This window comes from Cognatilysobacter bugurensis, from assembly GCF_014652095.1.
In the GTDB taxonomy this organism is placed as follows: Bacteria; Pseudomonadota; Gammaproteobacteria; order Xanthomonadales; family Xanthomonadaceae; genus Cognatilysobacter; species Cognatilysobacter bugurensis.
The window spans coordinates 641,971-659,856 of the sequence record NZ_BMYD01000001.1 but is presented as its reverse complement, the minus strand read 5'-3'; the positions used below and the strand labels follow the sequence as shown (position 1 = coordinate 659,856).

Here is a 17,886-nt window from a genome sequence, read left to right as displayed (position 1 = left end):
ACCGGCCGGCGGCTTTGCTGGGACGAATGGCCCGCAACCCGGGACGAAAACCCTGTCCTGCGTTGCGACGATGCCTGCCCGCGGCTAGCGTGGAGCCGAATGCGCAAACGTCTCGCCATGATCGCCGCCGCTGTCGTCGCCTGGTGGGGGCTCAACGCCGTCGTCTGGGCCTGTCAGGTGCTGACGATGCGCGCCAACCTCGGCCAGCCGGCCGCCACCGGCCACGTGCTGCGCACCGAGTTCGCGAGCGCGGCGCTGTGGATCCCCGCCACGTTCGCGCTGCTGTGGTGCGTCTCGCGCGTGCCGATCGAACGCGGTCGCTGGAAACGCGCGGTGCCAGTGCTGCTCGCGGCATCGCTCGCCGTGGTCGTCTACCGAGCGGTCGTCGTCGTGGCACTCAACGGATGGATCGGCTGGTACGACGCGGTGCCGGGCTGGCAGCAGGTGCTGCTTACGAGCGTGCTCAACAACCTCGTGATGTGTTGGCTCATCGTCGGCGTCGGGCACGCGCTCGTATACGCCGAACGCTCACGAATCCGCGATCTGCAGGCCGAGGTCTTGCAGACGCGGCTCATGCAGGCGCGGCTCGATGCGTTGTCGGCGCAGCTCAACCCGCACTTTCTGTTCAACGCGCTCAATTCGATCGCGGAAATGGTGCACCACGACGCCGATGCGGCCGACCGCATGATCGTCGAGCTGGGCGCCCTGCTCCGCCACAGCCTCGAGTCGAGCCGGCGGCAGCACACCTCGCTGCGCGACGAGCTCGATGCGCTGCAGTGTTACATCGGCATCGAGCAGGTCCGCTTGGGCGACCGGCTGCGGTTTCGCTGCGACGTGGAGCCCGGTGCGCTCGAGGCGCAGGTCCCGCGGCTGATGCTGCAGCCCCTGGTCGAAAACGCCGTGTCGCACGCGGTCGCGCAGCGAGCGTCCCCCGGCACCGTCGAGGTGCACGCGGTTCGCGACGCGGCGCGCCTCGTGCTCGAAGTCCGTGACGACGGCGGCGACCGCCCCTCTGCCGGCGGCTTCGGGGTGGGCCTTGCGAACACCCGAGCGCGGCTTCAGTGCCTGTACGCGGACGACCACCGGCTCGACATCGACACGCGTGGCGGGCACGGCACGCGCGTGCGCATCGACCTCCCCCTCGTCATTGCGGCGGCACTCTGATGCAGCCGCCGCTGCGGGTTGCGCTGGTCGATGACGAGCCGATGGCTCGGACGCGGTTGCGGCGCATGCTCGGCCACGAGCCGGGCATCGACGTCGTTGCCGAATGCAGCACGGGCGACGCCGCGATCGCGGCGCTGCGACGCCTGCGGCCGGACGTCGTGTTCCTCGACATCCACCTTCCCGACCTCACGGGCTTCGGAGTGCTGGCCGCAGCGGATGCCGCGTCGCGGCCGAACGTCGTATTCGTTACCGCGCACGCCGAACATGCAGTGCAGGCGTTCGACGCGGGCGCGGTCGACTACCTGCTCAAGCCCTACTCGCTCGAGCGCCTGCGCGCCGCGCTGGAGCGCGTTCGGGTGAGCCGGAGCGCAGTGTCGCAGTCGCGCGATGCACGCCTTCCCGACCGCTTCGCGGTGCCCGTCGGCGCGCGCCTGCGTCTGATCTCAGCGAGTGCGATCGATTGCGTGATCGCGCAGTCCAACTACGTCGAGTTGCACGTGGGCGCGGAGCGCCATGTCATGCGCGAAACGATGAGCAGCATGGAATCGCGGCTCGACCCTGAGCGTTTCATCCGTATCCACCGCTCGCGGATCGTCCGGCTCGACGCGGTCAGCGACATCGAGATGCTCGGCGCGGGACAGTACGTGTTGCGGCTTGCGTCAGGCCTGCGCCTGAGCAGCGGTCCGAGTTACCGCAGGCGCATCGTCTCCGCATTCGGACTTCGCGGGCATCCGGCGTGACCGCGGCGCCCAGCCAGGCGACATCGCGCGCCGGGGCTGCGGCCGGCCGATAGACGTGCTATCCGGCGTCCCGGGCCGGATAGCACCTGCTGCAGACGGGCGACCCACGACCGCGGGACGCACCGCAACGCCGTGGCACGCTCACGCGACCATGCGGCTGCGCGTCGCCTGCGCCATGCGGATCAGCGCGTCGATGTCGAACGGCTTTCCCGTCGTCCGGCATCCGTAGGTCTTGCGGATCAGCGCCAGCTCACTTGATCCAGCAAGCGAGCTCGCCACCACGATGCGCTGCAGCCGCTCGGGGCGCGCGCGGCACGCCTCGAGGAACGCCCATCCGTCCATGACCGGCATCATCAAGTCGAGCAGGATGAGCCCAGGCTCCGGTCCGCGTGCAAGCAAATCGAGTGCGGCGCGTCCATGTTCCGCCACCGCCACTTCAAGTCCCTGGTGCCGCAGGATCGCGCCAACGGTTTCGCGCAGGTCGCGGCAGTCGTCCACCATCAGTACGTCGAGTTTCATGAAGCCCCCTTCGGCCGGCATCTGGATGAGCCTCCCTGGAGCCAGTGATGAGCCCGATTAAGCGAAAACGGCGTGAAATAAAGTGGTCCTTCGGGAAGCTCATTCCGCAGGTCGTCGAGGCTGTGACACGCGGCACATTCCGTGAGGCGACGGCGCCGACGCGGACCAAACGGCAAGGTGGCGCGACCGGCATGCGGTGAACAGCCGGTCGCTGCTTCGAAGTCCTGCGCCCACTTCGGGACGCATCACGGCGTGCGGTCGTTACCTCAACAGGCACCGAGGATCCGATCCATCACCCGGCTCGTCTTCGCGGCTTCCACGCCGAGCGCGGGATGCCGTGCGTCGCCGCGTAAGTGACGGATCATGTTCGCCACGTGGTGAAGCTGGATGTTGGTCGGATGCTCGATCGACTCGGAGATTTCAACGCCGTCGACCCACAGGTGCAGCGGCACATCGTCGAACACCGAGAAGCGGATCGAGCCCCGCGCACCGATGATCTCCACATCGTCCCGGCGCTCGCTGCCGCCGAAGTTCCAGCTGCCGGAGCCGAGTGCCCCGCTCGCGAACCGCCAGCTTGCGACCACGGCATCTTCGGCGCGGTACAGGCCCTGCTGATTGACCGCCCAACCGCAGACGGCCTCGATGTCGCCCAGCAGGTGTTGCAGCAGATCGAGGCCGTGGCTCGCGAGATCGGAGAAGTAGCCGCCCGGCGACGCGTCGGGGTCTGTTCTCCAGTTTGGCTCGCCCGCGAGGTCTCGAGGCGACGGCGGCTTGACCAGGTGCCAGCGCACGTCGCGCACCTCGCCGATGCGGCCCTCATCGAGCCAGTGCTTCACGCGGCTAAAGCGCGGCAGCGACCGGCGGTAGTACGACACGAACAACGGAAGCCCTCGCGCCTCGAAGGCCTCCACCATCTCAACGCATTGCGCATGGTTCAACGCCATCGGTTTTTCGACGCAGCAGGGCTTGCCGGCGCGTGCGACTTTCAAGGCGAGTTCGAGGTGGCTCGCAGGCGGTGTGGCGATGTACACCGCATCGACGTCATCGGACGCGATCAGAGCATCAATGGATTCGAATGCAGCCGGCACGCCGTGCCGATGCGCGTAATCGCGTGCTGCCTCCGCACGCCTGGTCGCGACCGCCACGAGTGCGGACCCCTCCGCGAGCTGAAAGGCCGGCCCGCTCTTGACCTCGGTCACCGCACCGCACCCGATCATGCCCCACCGGACCGGGCGCGTCGGAGGACGCTGGCGCGCCGTGTCGTCGGGCGACGCAGAGGCTCCCGAGGTCATGCCCAGCCCCAGGTGCGCGCAAGCTTCAGCAAAGAACGACCCGCGCCGATCGCCATCAGGATGAATACGAACCCGTAGGCCCACTTGAGCCATCCGTCGCCGCTGCCCTGCCCTTGCTTGCTCATCGCATTGTCCTTTCGGTGCTCGGCGCCGGCCTTGTCTCAATTGAGACTCCGGCGAATGGGCATGGCCCGCGCGGCTGTCGGCAGAGTCGCGCCGAGGCGCGACGGCGCTGCAATCCGCGCGGATGGTAATGCCGACCGCGTGAGCTTCGGGACCTTCGTGCAGCAGGCTTGCGGCTCGTGGGGCGGGCCGGCCGATCGCACGCGTCACGTGCCGGGATCGGTTCAAGAATGCCCCATTACCCTGTGCGGCCTCGCAACGGCCCGTCGCCGATGCACGTCACCCTCAGAGACCGAATCCCCATGCGCAACCTCGTTCGCGCGGCGCTGTTCGCCGCAAGCCTCGCCTCGGCGCCCGCGGCGTTCGCCGGCGACTTCTTCATCAACGGCCAGGGCGGCGTCATCGAGCTCGACAGCGGGCTCGACGATGATCGCAGCACGCTGGTGCAGGCGAGCGGCGGCTACCGCTGGGGCATCGGTTACGCGCAGGTCGGCCTCGAAGCCGGCGTAGGCCATCTCGGCGAGATGGATGGGCAAACGCGGTTCGACTACACGGGCGGCACGATCGATCGCACGTACACGCTGTCGTCCCGCTACGGCTTTGCCGGCGTGAATGCGCGCATCAAGCCGCCGCTGCTCCCGGTGTTCTTCATCGGTCGTGCCGGCGTGCTCGGCATGCAGCGCGAACTCGACGAGACCGCGATCGACACCGCCGTGAACACCGCGCCGGTGACCTCGCGCCGCGCGTTCGACGAACACGACGGAGGCACGTACGCCGGCCTCGGCGTCGGCACCACGATCCTCCCGCTGCTCGACGTCGGGCTGATGGTCAATCAGTACCGGACGTCCCAGGTGCAGTACGACGCGGTGGCCGACGAGTACCGCTTGTCCGACGACAAGCGCGACGCACGCAGCGTGAGCCTGACGGTCGAATACCGGTTCTGATTGCCCGCGCTGTGCACATCTCCGGTGCACAGCGCGGGCTTTGAGCGGACGAGGCAGCTTCTCCGCCGATACCGGCGCGAGGGCGTTTGCGCGCCCTCGCGGGGCTGCCTGTCAGCGTCCTGCCGCGCTCACACGCGGCGTCGGCCGCGCGTGACTCGGCTGCCGTCGGGCATGCGGCAGGGCGACCGTTCCCTGCACCGTTGCCCGCAGCACGCGCCCCGCTTCCTCGTAATGCGGGTCGTGGACAAACGACTCGACTTCCACCTGCACGGGGCCGGGTCGCCACGTGGCGGTGCCGTCCGCAATGAGGTCCAGCCGAACCCGCTGCGGTTCCGGGCCGCAGCCGAACGTCCGGTCGGAGACGGCCGTGACCGTTCCGCCCCCGCGTACGCGCTGCGACGCCCTCAGCCGCAGTTCGCCGTACGTCGGCGCTCCGGCGCATTGCACGGTCAGATAGGCGATCGCGTGGTTGGGGTCATAGAGACCGACAGGCTCAAGCGACGCGGAGTACGCGGTCAAGCCGGCGTCGAGCGCGAGATCACCCCAGAGCGACCCCGACGCCCCGACGCAGCGCTGCTCGAAATTCGCGCGAAGCCGGGTGACCTTGCCGGCATCGTCGTACGCGATGTCGTCAATCTGGAACCGCCCCCGCGAGCCTTCGCACACCTCGTTCGACCTGAACTCCAGGACCGGGTGACCCGCGGTCGTCTCGGTTCCGCCGCGCGCGTCCTCATACGAACCGCGCTGCAGCCGCTGTCCGGCGGGTGGCACCAGCACGAGTTCGTAGTTCACCTCGCCGTCCCACGCGGCGACAAAAACGCCGTCGGGCTTGGCATAGAGAAAACGCGGCAGCGCGGTGCCCGATCGGCCCTGTCCGATCGGGTCACCGGGCTCTGACACGTAGGCGAGCGAGCGCTGGGGTGGCTGTGCGTGAGCGAAGGTCGTCAGGGCGGCGGCTGCAGTGGCCAGCAGCGCCGTAGTGACAAGGCGGGGGTGAGCGGTGGACATGACGGTACTCCTTGGAAGCGGGAGCCTGGTCGAACTGCGCGTCGATCAGGCGCCGCATGCGCCTGCGGCCGTCGAATCATGCGCGCGGGGTCGCCGGGACCCCGAGTAACTTTTTTGCATGCACGCGCCAGCGCTCGCGCACGTGCGCACGAGCTTCCACACGAAGGCGATGGCTAACCGCGGCGTAACCAAGCGCGCCGCCATCTGCCGCGCCGCCCAGTTCTCTCTCGCGCCACAGGTCGCAAAGGGTCGCGACGCGCCTGCAGGTATGGTTGGGACGATCTGCCGACCTTCTCGCCACAAGGACTCTCGATGCCCCGGATCTCAGTGCTGTCTGCCCTCACCGCTGCGCTCGGTGTGTGCACGGCGTGCGCCACCGCCCACGCTGCGGATGCCGCAAAGTCGCCGTCCGCCTCGTTCGAAACCGCCGAGTTCGCGACCTTCGATCATCCCTGGGCGATGACGTTCCTGCCCGGCGGTCGACTGCTCGTCACGGAGATGGGCGGCACGCTGCGGTTATTCGACCCGGCCACGAAGAAGACCGGCACCGTCACGGGGACACCGAAGGCGGCGAAGGTATCCCAGGGCGGGCTCGGCGACGTGGTGCTGCACCCGGATTTCGCGACAAACCAGCTCGTGTATCTCAGCTACGTCGAGCCTGGCGAGGCCGACACCTACGGCGGCGCCGTCGCCCGTGGCCGCCTCGTGGTCGATGACCAGGGCGGCGGCCGCATCGAAGGCCTCGAGACGATCTGGCGGCAGGTGCCGAAGCAGACCGGCGAAGGGCACTTCGGCAATCGCATCGCGTTCGGCCCGGACGGAAAGCTGTGGGTGACGTCCGGGGAACGGCAGAAGTTCGACCCGGCCCAGGACATGACGTCGAACCTCGGCAAGACGCTTCGCCTCAACGACGACGGCAGCGTCCCCGCCGACAACCCGTTTGCGGAGCGTCGTGGCGTGGCGGCCCAGGTGTGGTCGCTCGGTCACCGCAATATCCTCGGGCTCGCCTTCGACGCCGAAGGCCGGCTCTGGGAACACGAGATGGGCCCGAAGGGCGGCGACGAGCTGAACCTCATCACGAAAGGCGCGAACTACGGCTACCCGATCGTCTCGAATGGCGATCACTACGACGGCAAGCGCATCCCGGACCACCCGACGCGACCGGACTTCCCGGCGCCGGTCATCACCTGGAATCCGGTGATCTCGCCAGCGGGCTTCGTCATCTATGACGGCACCCTATTCCCGTCATGGAAAGGCAGCGGCCTCATCGGCGGGCTCTCATCGAAGTCGCTAGTGCGTGTCTCGTTCGACGGCGCGAGCGCGCGCGAGGCCGAGCGCTGGGACATGGGCACGCGCATCCGCGAGGTCGAACAGGGGCCCGATGGCGCGGTCTGGCTGCTCGAGGACGGCAAGCGCGGCGGGAACGGCCGGCTGCTGAAGCTGACTCCGAAGTCGTGACGCAAGCGGCACGCCTGCGCGGCCAGCCGCCGGAGTGCGGGTCGGCCCGACAGGCGCATGCCCCGCGACCAGGCCTCGGCCTCAGTCCTCGTCCTGGGCTTCGCGCCCTTGTTGGCGGATCAGCGCGAGCTCGCGCGCGTCGTTGATCGCGTCGCGGACGCTGTCGAGGTCGACCCGGCGCAGGTCCGGAGTGAATCTGCCTGTGAGCTGGGTGTCCGGCTGCAGGTCACCCGCCTCGAACAGCGCCCACATCTCCTCTCCGTACCACGTGTCGAGCAGTTCGGGCGCCCAGCGCCCGAGGCTCGCGGTGAGGTTGTTGACGTCGCGCAGCAGCATCGCGCGCGCGGCGTTGTTGCCGCCGGCGCTCACGACCTGCGGGAAATCGATGATGACGGGGCCGTCGGGCCCGACCAGCACGTTGTATTCCGACAGGTCGCCGTGGATCAGGCCGCAGCACAGCATGCGCACCACGTCGCGCACGAGCGTGGCGTGGAACGCCCGCGCCTGCTCGGCGGCAAGCTCCACTTCGCCCAGCCGCGGCGCGGAGAATCCCTCCGAATCGGTGACCAGCTCCATCAGCAGCACGCCGTGGAAGTACCCGTGCGGCTCGGGCACGCGCACGCCGGCCTCGCGCAGGCGGTACAGCGCGTCGACCTCGGTGTTCTTCCACTCGGCTTCCTGCTGCCGGCGCCCGTACTTGCTGCCCGTCGCCACCGCGCGGGCCTCGCGGCTGCCGCGGGACTTGCGCCCTTCCTGGTACTGGACGCGCTGCTTGAAGCTGCGCTGGGCCATGTCCTTGTAAACCTTTGCGCAGCGCACGTCGTCGCCGGAGCGCACCACGTACACCGCCGCTTCCTTGCCGCTCTTGAGCGGTCGAAGCACTTCGTCGATGACGCCGTCGTCGATCAGCGTCTGCAGGCTTGCAGGTGTCTTCACAGGATCCCGGGGAAAGGTCTCGCGATCGCGCCGCGGGACGGGCGCACAGTGTTGCAGATCGGCGCGCCGGGGTCGCGGCGGCGGCCCGGTACACTGCGCGCCCTCCCCCGCGGCCTCCCCGATGACTGAACCGGTCCGCCTTGCCCAACGCGTCTCCGAGCTCATGCATTGCTCGCGCACCGACGCCGAGCAATACATCCGCAACGGCTGGGTGTCCGTCGACGGCGCCGTCGTCGAGGCGCCGCAGCACCGCGTCGCCGAGGAGGTCGTGACGGTCGACCCGCAGGCGCGTCTCGACGACGTCGAGCCCGCCACAGTGCTGCTGAACAAGCCGCCCGGCGTGGACGCGATCCAGGGACCGAACCCGGCGACCTCGCTCATCACGCCGGCGACGCGCTGGGCCGACGACCCGTCCGACATCCGGGTGCTGGAGCGTCATTTCCACCGGCTTACCCCGCTCGCGCCGCTGGACCGCGACGCGACCGGGCTCATGGTGCTGACGCAGGACGGCCGCGTCTGGCGGCGCCTGACCGAGGACGCGGACGAGATCGAGCACGAGTACCTGGTCGAGGTGGAAGGCGATCTGGGCCCGTACGGGCTGGGGCGCCTCAACCACGGCATGGACTACGCCGGCCGCCGGCTTGCGCCCTGCAAGGTCAGTTGGCAGAGCGAGCAGCGGCTGCGGTTTGCGATCAAGGGCGTCCGCGAAGGCCAGCTGCAATACATGTGCGCGCAGGTCGGGCTTCGGGTGAAGTCGATCCGTCGCCTGCGCATCGGCCGCATCGGGGTCGGCAAGGGCCCGAACGGCGCCATGCCCCCGGGCGCGTGGCGCTACCTGCCGGTCGGCGAGAAGTTCTGACCCGCGGACGCCCGCGCCGCGCAGGGGCCCGCCTGACCGGCCCGATAAAATTTGACCGACGCGCCGCAGCCGGAATTCGGCCCGCGCCTTCTCGTTTCAGGAGTTCGCAGTTGCATTACCCCCGCACGTTCCGCCGCCAGCCGCTGGCGATTGCCCTGTGCCTGGTGTGCCTGGGCGCCGCGCCCCTCACGTCTGCGCAGGAAGCCCACGCCGATGCCCCGGCCCAAGCGGCCGACGAACACGAGGCCGACGAGCACCGCGCTGACGAAGCCCATGCCGGCGAGCACGGCCATGACGAGGACGCTACGGAACTCGACGCGGTCCTCGTCGAGTCGACCCGGTCGCGCCGCCGCGTGTCCGAGGAGCCGATCCGCGTCGAAGTCATCGTGCGCGAGGAGATCGAAGAGAAGCTGCTGATGACGCCCGGCAACATCGCGATGCTCGTGGCCGAGACCGGTGGCATCCGGGTGCAGGCCACGTCGCCGGCGCTCGGCGCGTCGAACATCCGCATCCAGGGCATGCGCGGGCGCTACACGCAGTTGCTGGCCGACGGCCTGCCGCTGTACGGCGGTCAGGCCTCGTCGATCGGGCTGCTGCAGATCCCACCGACCGACCTCGGCCGAGTCGAAATCGTGAAGGGCGCTGCCTCGGCGCTGTACGGCCCGTCGGCGCTCGGCGGCGTCATCAATCTGATTTCGCGGCGGCCCGGCGAGGAGCCCGAGACGGAGTTGCTCGTGAACGTGACGAGCCGCAACGGGCAAGACGTTACCGCGTACACCGCAGCGCCGCTCGATGAGCACTGGGGCTATTCGGTGACCGGCGGTTACCACACGCAGGACCGCCATGATCTCGACGACGACGGTTGGATCGACATGCCCGCGTTCGACCGCTGGACGTTACGGCCGCGCCTCTTCTGGACCGGGGACAACGGCGCGCGCGCACTGCTGACGTTCGGGGCGATGTCCGAGGATCGCGCGGGTGGAACGTTGCCGGGCTCGGTGCTCGCCGACGGCCAGCCGTTCGCGCTCACGCAGGACACCACGCGTTACGACGCCGGCGCCGTCGTCGAGGTGCCCGTGCGCGATACCGACACGCTGCACCTGCGCGCGTCGGCGATGACGACCGACCACCGACACCGCTTCGGCCCGCTGGTCGAGAACGATCGTCACCGAACCGCGTTCGCCGAGGCCTCGTACGCGTCCGGCTTCGGTGACACGACGTGGCTCGCCGGCGCGGCGTTGCAGTCCGATGCCTACGATTCGCGCACGTTCCCCGCATTCGACTACCGCTACACCGTGCCGGGCGTGTTCGCGCAGGCCGAACATGCGCTGCGCGAAAACCTCACCCTCGCCGGCAGCGCGCGCTGGGACGATCACAGCGAGTACGGTGCGCACTTCAGCCCCCGCGTCTCCCTGCTCTACCGGCCGCGCAACTGGTCGGTGCGTACGTCGATCGGCCAAGGCTTCTACGCGCCGACCCCGTTTGTCGAAGAAATCGAGGCGGCGGGCCTTGCGCGTCTGGAACCGCTGCGTGACCTCGAAGCCGAGACCGCGACGACTGCTTCGCTCGACGTCGGCTACGCGACTGGCCCGATCGAAACCAGCCTCACGCTGTTTGCATCCGACATCGATGACGCCGTGCGGCTTGACCTCGCGCCGCCGTCGCCCGACGGCACGCCCCGCGTGCAGCTGGTCAATGTCGAGGGTGTGACCCGCACGCGCGGCAGCGAGCTGCTGCTGCGTTACCGGTGGCAGGATTTCGTCGTCACGGGCAGCTACGTGTTCACTGACTCGACGGAACCTGATCCCGACGGTCCCGGCCGGCGTCAGGTGCCGCTGACGCCTCGCCACACCGGCGGCGTCGTAGCGATGTGGGAGCAGCACGGCCGCGGCCGCGTCGGCATCGAGGCGTACTACACCGGCACGCAGCCGCTGGACGACAACCCTTACCGGCGCACGGGCCGCCCGTATGTCGAACTCGGGATGCTCGGCGAGATCACCCTCGGGCGCGTGAGCCTGTTCCTCAACCTCGAGAACATCCTCAACGTCCGCCAGACGGGCTATCACCCGATGACGCTGCCGCAGCGCGCCGCCGACGGCGGGTGGACGGTCGACGCATGGGCGCCGACCGACGGCTTCGTGGTCAACGGCGGCATTCGCCTGAAGTTCTAGCGGCCGACGCGCGAGCGGGGCGCCATGTGCCGGTCGTCACCGTGCACTCCGTGCCTTGGTCACGGGCGGCCCAACGTCGAGCATGGGGGCGCCACCGACTGCGCCAGGGGACCCCATGCTCACGATCCGCGACCTCAGCAAGACCTATGCGAACGGCGTCCGCGCCCTGGACGGCGTGAGCCTCGACATCCCACGCGGCATGTTCGGCCTGCTCGGGCCGAACGGCGCCGGCAAGTCGTCGCTGATGCGCACGCTGGCGACGCTGCAGGAGGCCGATCGCGGCACCGCGACACTTGAAGGCGCGGACGGCCGTGCGATCGACGTGCTCCGCGACAAGGATGCCGTGCGCCGGCAGCTGGGTTACCTGCCCCAGGATTTCGGCGTCTACCCAAAGGTCAGCGCCGAAGATCTGCTCGAGCACTTCGCGACCCTCAAGGGGCTGACCCATCGCCGCCAGCGTCGCGAGGTCGTCGATGGGCTCCTTCGACAGGTCAATCTGTGGGACGCGCGCAAGCGCAAGCTCGGTACGTTCTCGGGCGGCATGCGCCAGCGCTTCGGCATCGCACAGGCGCTGCTCGGCAGCCCGCGCCTGGTGATCGTCGACGAGCCGACGGCGGGGCTCGACCCCGAAGAGCGCAATCGTTTTCTGAACCTGCTCGCGGAGATCGGCGAGCAGGTCGCGGTGATCCTGTCGACCCACATCGTCGAGGACGTCACCGACCTCTGTCCGCGCATGGCGATCATGAATCGCGGTCAGGTGCTGTTGACGGGCCGGCCCACCGACGCGATCGACGCTCTCGAATCGCAGGTGTGGCGCAAGCAGGTCACCAAAGCGGCATTGCCCGATTACGAAGCGCGCTGCACGGTGCTGTCGACGCGGCTCGTCGCCGGCCACCCGGTCATCCACGTCTTCAGCGCCGATCGCCCGGAGGTCGGCTTCGAGCCCGTGGCGCCGGATCTCGAGGACGTCTACTTCCAGCGCCTGCGCCTGCAAGCGCGGGCCGCCTGACGGAGCGCCGCCATGACGCTCGAATTCTTCCGCTTCGAACTGCGCGAGCAGCTCCGATCCCCGGTGATCTGGCTGCTCGCGCTGCTGTTCGCCGCCCTCGCCTTCAGTGCCGCGGGCAGCGAAACGATCCAAATCGGCGGCAGCATCGGCAACATCCACCGCAACGCACCGACGGTTGTCGCGACGTGGCTGGCGCTGTTCAGCTTCTTGGGCATGCTCATCGTCACGCTCGTGGTGAGCTCCGCACTGCTGCGCGACTTCGACCAGGGCACGGCTGAACTCGTGTTCTCGGCGCCGGTGCGCCGGCGCGACTACCTGGCGGGTCGGCTCGCGGCCGCCTTCGTCATCAGCCTGTCGATGTACGTGCTGGTCGGCATCGGGATGTTCGTGGCCCAGTTCATGCCCTGGGTCGAACCCGAGCGCCTCGGCCCCGTCTCGCTGACGCCGTATGTCTGGGGCTTCGGCGTGTTCGTCATCCCCAACCTGCTGTTCACCGGCGCGCTTCTGGCGCTGCTGGCGGCGCTGACGCGCAGCATCCTGTGGGTCTACATCGGCGTGATCGCGTTCTTCGTGCTGTACGGCGTCAGCGGCGTGATCCTGGCCGACCTCGATAACCGCGGCCTCGCGTCGATGCTCGAGCCGCTAGGCATCCGCGCAATGGCGAACGCGATCCGTTATTGGTCGGTGGACGAACGCAACGCGCGGCTGCCGGAGCTGTCGGGTTACCTCGTCGCCAATCGCGCGATCTGGCTCGGCGCTGCGTTTGCGTTGCTCGCTGCCACGTTTGCGTTGTTCAAAACTGCACGCACCGGCACGGCGCGCCGCCGCTGGGGCCGCGGCGCCGCGCCGTCCCCTGCGACGCTAGTGACGCCCGCTGCCACGCGTCCCCTTGCCGTGCCCCGGGTGCAGCCGCGTTTCGGCGCCTCGACGGCCTGGCACCAGTTCATGCGGCAGCTCCGCTTCGACACCCTGGGCGTGTTCCGCAGCGTGCCGTTCCTCGTGCTCCTCGCGTTCGCGATGGCGAACTTCCTGCCCAGCGCGCTCTACATGGAGAGCGCTTACGGCACCGGCATCTACCCGGTGACGTCGCAGATGGTGCGGGCCCTGCAGCAGAGCTACAGCTTCCTGCTCGTGATCATCGTGCTGTTCTATGCGGGCGAGCTGGTTTGGAAGGAGCGCGGCGCAAAGATCAACGAAGTCACCGACGCGATGCCCGTGCCGAACTGGGTGCCGCTGCTTGCGAAGTTCGGGGCGCTCGTGGCCGTCGTGATCGCATTCCAAGCGATCGGCGTGGTCACCGCCGTCGCGATCCAGCTCTCGAAGGGCTACACCGCGATCGAGCCGCTCGTGTATCTCCAGGCGCTTGCCGTGGATTCGGTGATCTTCGTACTCATGGGCGGCCTCGCGCTCGCACTGCAGGTCTTCAGCAACAACAAGTTCGTCGGCTACGCGCTGCTGATCCTGGTGATGTTGAGCCAGCTCGCGCTCGACGTACTCGATTTCACGCATCACCTGTACACGTTCGGCGGCTGGCCCGACGCCCCGTATTCGGACATGAACGGCTATGGCCACTTCCTGCGCGAGCAGCTGTGGTTCCAGTCGTACTGGGCGGCGTTCCTGCTGGCGCTGATGCTGCTGGCGAACGCGCTGTGGGTGCGAGGCGTCGCGATGGGGCGCAAGCAACGCTGGTCGCTCGCGCGCCAGCGGCTGCACGGAGGCCCCGGCCTTGCACTCGCAGCCAGCCTGGCGGCGTTCGCGGCGATCGGCGGCTTCCTGTTCTGGAACACGAACATCCGCAACGACTTCCGCTCGCCGGAGGAGCAGCTCGATCTCCAGGCGAACTACGAGAAGACCTACGGCAAGTACCGCTCGTTGCCGCAGCCGCGCATCGTGGCGGTCGATACGGACGTCGATCTCCGCCCCGAGACGCAGGAGCTGCGCGTCGCGGGCCGCTATCGTGTGCGCAACGTGCATGCCACGCCGATCCGCGACGTGCACGTGCTCATGCAGGACGACGAGTGGCTCGTCGACATCGACCTCGGCGGCGCCGAACTCGTCACCCACGACAAGGACATGGGCTACCGCATCTATCGCCTCGCCGAACCGCTGCAACCCGGCGACGAACGAGCGGTCAGCTTCAAGCTCGACTTCCGCGCTGACGGCATGACCGGCCACGGCGCGCCCACGCAGGTGGTCGAGAACGGGACCTTCTTCAACAACACCGTCTTTCCGTCGTTCGGCTACAGCGAGCGCCGTGAGCTCGCGGCGCGCAACGACCGGCGCGAGCGCGGGCTCGGTGAGCCGCGGCGCATGGCAAAGCTCGAGGACGAAGCGGCGCGTGCGAACACGTACCTGGGCACCGATTCGGACTGGATCGATTACACAACGACGATCTGCACGGCGCCCGACCAGGTCGCGCTGGCGCCCGGCTATCTCGTGCGCGAATTCAAGCGCGATGGCCGACGCTGCTTCAGTTACGAAATGGATCGGCCGATGCTGAACTTCTTCGCGTACCTGTCGGGGCGCTGGGAGGTGAAGCGCGACACCTATAACGGCATTCCGATCGAGATCTACCACGACGAGCGTCACGGCTATAACGTCGACCGCATGATCGACGCGGTCAAGAAGTCGCTTGCCTACTACGAAGCAAACTTCACCCCGTACCAGCATCGTCAAGTGCGCATCATCGAGTTCCCGGGATACGCGACGTTCGCGCAGAGTTTCGCGAACACGATCCCGTACTCGGAGGCAATCGGCTTCATTGCCGATCTGCGCGATCCCGACGACGTCGACTACGTGTTCTACGTAACCGCCCACGAGGTGGCGCACCAGTGGTGGGCGCACCAGGTGATCGGCGCAAACGTGCAGGGCGCGACGATGCTGTCGGAAACGCTGTCGCAGTACTCGGCGCTGATGGTGATGGAAAAGGAATACGGGCGCGCCCACATGCGCCAGTTCCTCAAGACCGAGCTTGACCGCTACCTCTCCGGACGCAGCGGGGAACTGGTGGACGAGCAACCGCTTTACCGCGTGGAGGACCAGCAGTACGTCCATTACCGCAAGGGATCGCTGGTGCTCTATCGCCTGCGCGAAGAGCTGGGCGAAGCGGCGCTCAACCGCGCACTCAAGAAGTTTCTCGAGGCCAAGGCCTACCAGAGCGCGCCCTTTCCCACCTCGGCCGAACTGCTGACCTTCATCCGCGCGGAAGCGCGGCCTGATCAGCAAGCGCTGATCACAGACCTGTTCGAGAAGATCAGCTTCTACGACAACCGCGTCGAAGCCGCGAGCGCCACTCGGCGACCCGATGGCCGGTATGACGTCAGGCTCGACCTGCACGCGGCCAAGCGCTACGCCGACGGCAAGGGCAAGGAAAGTGCGGGGACCCTGGACGACTGGATCGAGGTGGGCGTCTTCGCGAATGGCCCGTCCGGAGAGGAGCGCGACCAAAAAGTCCTTTACCTCAAGCGGCATCGCATCGACCGCGAGAGCCCCACGCTCACCGTCACGGTCGACGAGCGTCCGGACGAAGCGGGCTTTGATCCTTACAACAAGCTCATCGATCGCGTGTCCTCCGACAATCGCAAGAAGGTGACTTTGTAGACGGTGCAGGCCATGCCGTCCGCCGCAACCGCTTACACGGTGGTTGCGGCGGGTGCCGACCGCGGTTCTGCCGCAGCGCCGGTGCGGGGCGAAGCTGGACGGCGGCGCGCAGGCGAAGCAGCGCCGCTCTGGCGCGCCACCGACTCGCGCCCGTCGCAAGCAGGTGTTTAACTGGCGGACCCGAGCGTCACAGGAACCCGCTATGCAGAGCCGCAGCACGGTCGAGCGAGACGTCGCGGTCGTCCAGCGAATCGAAGCCGTGCCGCGCATTCTGTCGGCCGTCACCGAGATCACCGGCATGCGGTTTGCTGCGGTGGCGCGCGTGACGGAGACCCGCTGGACCGCCTGCTCCGTACGCGACGAGCTCGACTTCGGCCTGGCCCCGGGCGGCGACCTGGAGCTCGAAATGACGATTTGTAATGAGATCCGGCAGCACCGCGAACCGGTGATCTTCGGCGAGGCCAGCACGCACCCGGTGTACTCGACGCATCACACGCCGCGCCATTACGGCCTGCAGAGCTACGCGGCAGTCCCGATCCACCGCGCGAACGGCGACTTCTTCGGCACGCTGTGCGCGATCGACAGCCGCAGCGTCCCGCTCGACGCGCCAGCGCTGCTCAAGTCGCTCGAACTTTTCGCCGACCTGATCGGTACGCAACTCGAGATGATCGAGGACCTCGAGCGCGCCCGCTCCCACCTGCACGAAGCGCGTTCGCGCGAGCGGGTTCTGGCGACCGCCGAGCGCGAAATCCGCGACCTGCTGCAGCCCGTCGTGACCACGCTCTACCTGCTGCAGGGTTCGGCGTCGCTGTCGGCCGCCGATCGTCGCCTGGTCGAGGACATGGACGCGAGCTGCAAGGAAGTGACGCAGGTACTGCGTGACCGGCTCGATGCCGCGCTGACGGGCTGACACGCAAGGGCATCGGTGCCGAAGTGGCGCGGCTTCGGCACATGCTCAGGATGTTGGAAATATCCGGACGGCCTGGTTGAAGTTGAAGCGTCAGCCCTGCCGCCAGGGGATCTCGACACGCTGGTGAGAGGAGTGGCGCTCGGGCAGTGGCCTTGCTCGTGCGATAGCCCGCCAACGCTGCGAATCCGAGGAAAGACCGCTGCTGCCGCAAGACCGGTCCCCTTCAGCCAATGCGCTGCGAAGTGCAACGCGGGAGCTACGCAGCGGACCGCTTGCAGCAGTGCGCCGCTTACAGCAGTGCGGTGCTCGCCGTTGATGGGCCGTAGTCGACCGGCAGCGAAAAGCGGCGATTCACTTCGCCCGCGCCGCCCCTCAGCGTCGTCGCCCACCCAACGACTGCGGTCTTCGCCGTAGCTCACGGCGTGCACCTGCGTCGGCGCAAGGCCGGCCCATGCGATGTGGTATTTGCGCGCGGCTTCCACGTGGCGCTGGCCGGGCGCTTGTTGTAGCTCGCGCCGCTCAAAGGATCGGCGAAGCCTCCGACCGTCATCGGCGCGTCCGAATGGCCGATGCGGATCTTCTTCGCACAGTCCTTGAACGACGCGTTGTCCTCGTCCTTCAGCTAGGCGCGATGGGTCGCGAAGTGGGCCATCGCAGCTACGGGCACGCGTCGGGCGAGCTGCGTGACCAGCGCGTCGTGCGTCTGCGGCCGAGCCGCGATCCGCTCGTGCAGCAGCCTCTCGGTGCGATGCAGCTCCGGATGGTCCAGTTGAACTCGTCGCCCTTTGGACGCCTCGCGCAACCCGACAAAGCAAGCGTGCCGAGCGCCGCGCCACGCGCGGCGCGACCGAGCAAGACTGCGTTAGTTCAATTTTGCTGAGGTAGCGATCGACGCCCTCCACGCTGCAGCTGTGAGAGATGTTGCGATCGGCGGCGAGTCGATGACGGCTAAGGCTTGAGTTGGCGCGGTAGCTCAAGCACACGCGCCGCGGGGGCGTGCACCGGAGGCATCCGATTGCGGCCTCGCGTATCAGCGTTCCTCCAGGGAACGCGCCCGACCGGCAGCGCCAGAGTCGGCTGATCCACCCGGCGCGAGGCGGGTCTTCGGAGGCTTTCGCTTTACCCAACCCTTGCCGCGTCGTGGCTCGAGCTT

At 68.1% G+C, this 17,886-nt stretch carries 14 protein-coding genes; 10 read left to right on the top strand and 4 right to left on the bottom strand.

Annotated features, from left to right (window positions below):
* The first annotated feature begins 117 nt into the window (after positions 1-117).
* Both IE075_RS03120 and IE075_RS03115 read left to right on the top strand, forming a co-directional pair.
* Positions 118-1,164, top strand: a complete 1,047-nt coding sequence (locus tag IE075_RS03120; protein WP_189453196.1) for a sensor histidine kinase — start codon at positions 118-120, stop codon at positions 1,162-1,164.
* On the top strand, positions 1,164-1,904 hold the full coding sequence (locus IE075_RS03115; RefSeq protein ID WP_189453194.1) for a LytR/AlgR family response regulator transcription factor: 741 nt from the start codon (positions 1,164-1,166) through the stop codon (positions 1,902-1,904). Before IE075_RS03120 ends, IE075_RS03115 begins: the two co-directional genes overlap by 1 nt.
* Before the next feature lie 141 nt (positions 1,905-2,045).
* Here IE075_RS03115 and IE075_RS03110 read toward each other — a convergent pair whose 3' ends face one another.
* A complete protein-coding gene (locus IE075_RS03110) occupies positions 2,046-2,423 on the bottom strand; it encodes a response regulator (RefSeq protein ID WP_189453192.1) in 378 nt (125 codons plus the stop codon).
* A gap of 47 nt (positions 2,424-2,470) precedes the next feature.
* On the opposite strand from IE075_RS03110, the gene IE075_RS03105 reads away from it, so the two are divergent.
* Positions 2,471-2,623: a hypothetical protein gene (locus IE075_RS03105; protein ID WP_189453189.1), complete on the top strand. Its 153-nt coding sequence runs from the start codon at positions 2,471-2,473 to the stop codon at positions 2,621-2,623.
* A 66-nt stretch (positions 2,624-2,689) separates the two neighbouring features.
* Here the strand turns inward: IE075_RS03105 and IE075_RS03100 are convergent, their stop codons facing one another.
* Positions 2,690-4,048: a Gfo/Idh/MocA family protein gene (locus IE075_RS03100; protein ID WP_229792283.1), complete on the bottom strand. Its 1,359-nt coding sequence runs from the start codon at positions 4,046-4,048 to the stop codon at positions 2,690-2,692.
* Between the two features lie 92 nt (positions 4,049-4,140).
* Here IE075_RS03100 and IE075_RS03095 point away from each other — a divergent pair, with 92 nt between their 5' ends.
* Complete coding sequence (locus tag IE075_RS03095; RefSeq protein ID WP_189453187.1) at positions 4,141-4,782, top strand: outer membrane beta-barrel protein; 642 nt, start codon at positions 4,141-4,143, stop codon at positions 4,780-4,782.
* A 111-nt stretch (positions 4,783-4,893) separates the two neighbouring features.
* Here IE075_RS03095 and IE075_RS03090 read toward each other — a convergent pair whose 3' ends face one another.
* Positions 4,894-5,790: a hypothetical protein gene (locus IE075_RS03090; protein ID WP_189453185.1), complete on the bottom strand. Its 897-nt coding sequence runs from the start codon at positions 5,788-5,790 to the stop codon at positions 4,894-4,896.
* A 312-nt stretch (positions 5,791-6,102) separates the two neighbouring features.
* Between IE075_RS03090 and IE075_RS03085 the strand changes: the two genes are divergently transcribed.
* The gene (locus tag IE075_RS03085) at positions 6,103-7,248 is read left to right on the top strand and encodes a PQQ-dependent sugar dehydrogenase (RefSeq protein ID WP_189453183.1); all 1,146 of its coding nucleotides are present in this window, start codon (positions 6,103-6,105) and stop codon (positions 7,246-7,248) included.
* 81 nt (positions 7,249-7,329) lie between these two features.
* On the opposite strand, the gene IE075_RS03080 is transcribed toward IE075_RS03085, so the two are convergent.
* Entirely contained in the window at positions 7,330-8,184 is an 855-nt protein-coding gene (locus IE075_RS03080; RefSeq protein ID WP_189453181.1) for a PA4780 family RIO1-like protein kinase, read from the bottom strand.
* A 121-nt stretch (positions 8,185-8,305) separates the two neighbouring features.
* Between IE075_RS03080 and IE075_RS03075 the strand changes: the two genes are divergently transcribed.
* The 5 genes from IE075_RS03075 (at position 8,306) to IE075_RS03055 (ending at position 16,733) form a co-directional block, all read left to right on the top strand.
* A complete protein-coding gene (locus IE075_RS03075; protein WP_189453179.1) occupies positions 8,306-9,043 on the top strand; it encodes an rRNA pseudouridine synthase in 738 nt (245 codons plus the stop codon).
* A gap of 110 nt (positions 9,044-9,153) precedes the next feature.
* Entirely contained in the window at positions 9,154-11,214 is a 2,061-nt protein-coding gene (locus tag IE075_RS03070) for a TonB-dependent receptor plug domain-containing protein (protein ID WP_229792282.1), read from the top strand.
* Positions 11,215-11,329: 115 nt separating this feature from the next.
* Positions 11,330-12,223, top strand: coding sequence for an ABC transporter ATP-binding protein (locus IE075_RS03065; protein WP_189453177.1), 894 nt, complete (start codon positions 11,330-11,332; stop codon positions 12,221-12,223).
* 12 nt (positions 12,224-12,235) lie between these two features.
* On the top strand, positions 12,236-15,823 hold the full coding sequence (locus IE075_RS03060) for an ABC transporter permease/M1 family aminopeptidase (protein ID WP_189453176.1): 3,588 nt from the start codon (positions 12,236-12,238) through the stop codon (positions 15,821-15,823).
* Between the two features lie 202 nt (positions 15,824-16,025).
* Positions 16,026-16,733: a GAF domain-containing protein gene (locus IE075_RS03055; RefSeq protein WP_189453174.1), complete on the top strand. Its 708-nt coding sequence runs from the start codon at positions 16,026-16,028 to the stop codon at positions 16,731-16,733.
* Positions 16,734-17,886 lie beyond the last annotated feature (1,153 nt).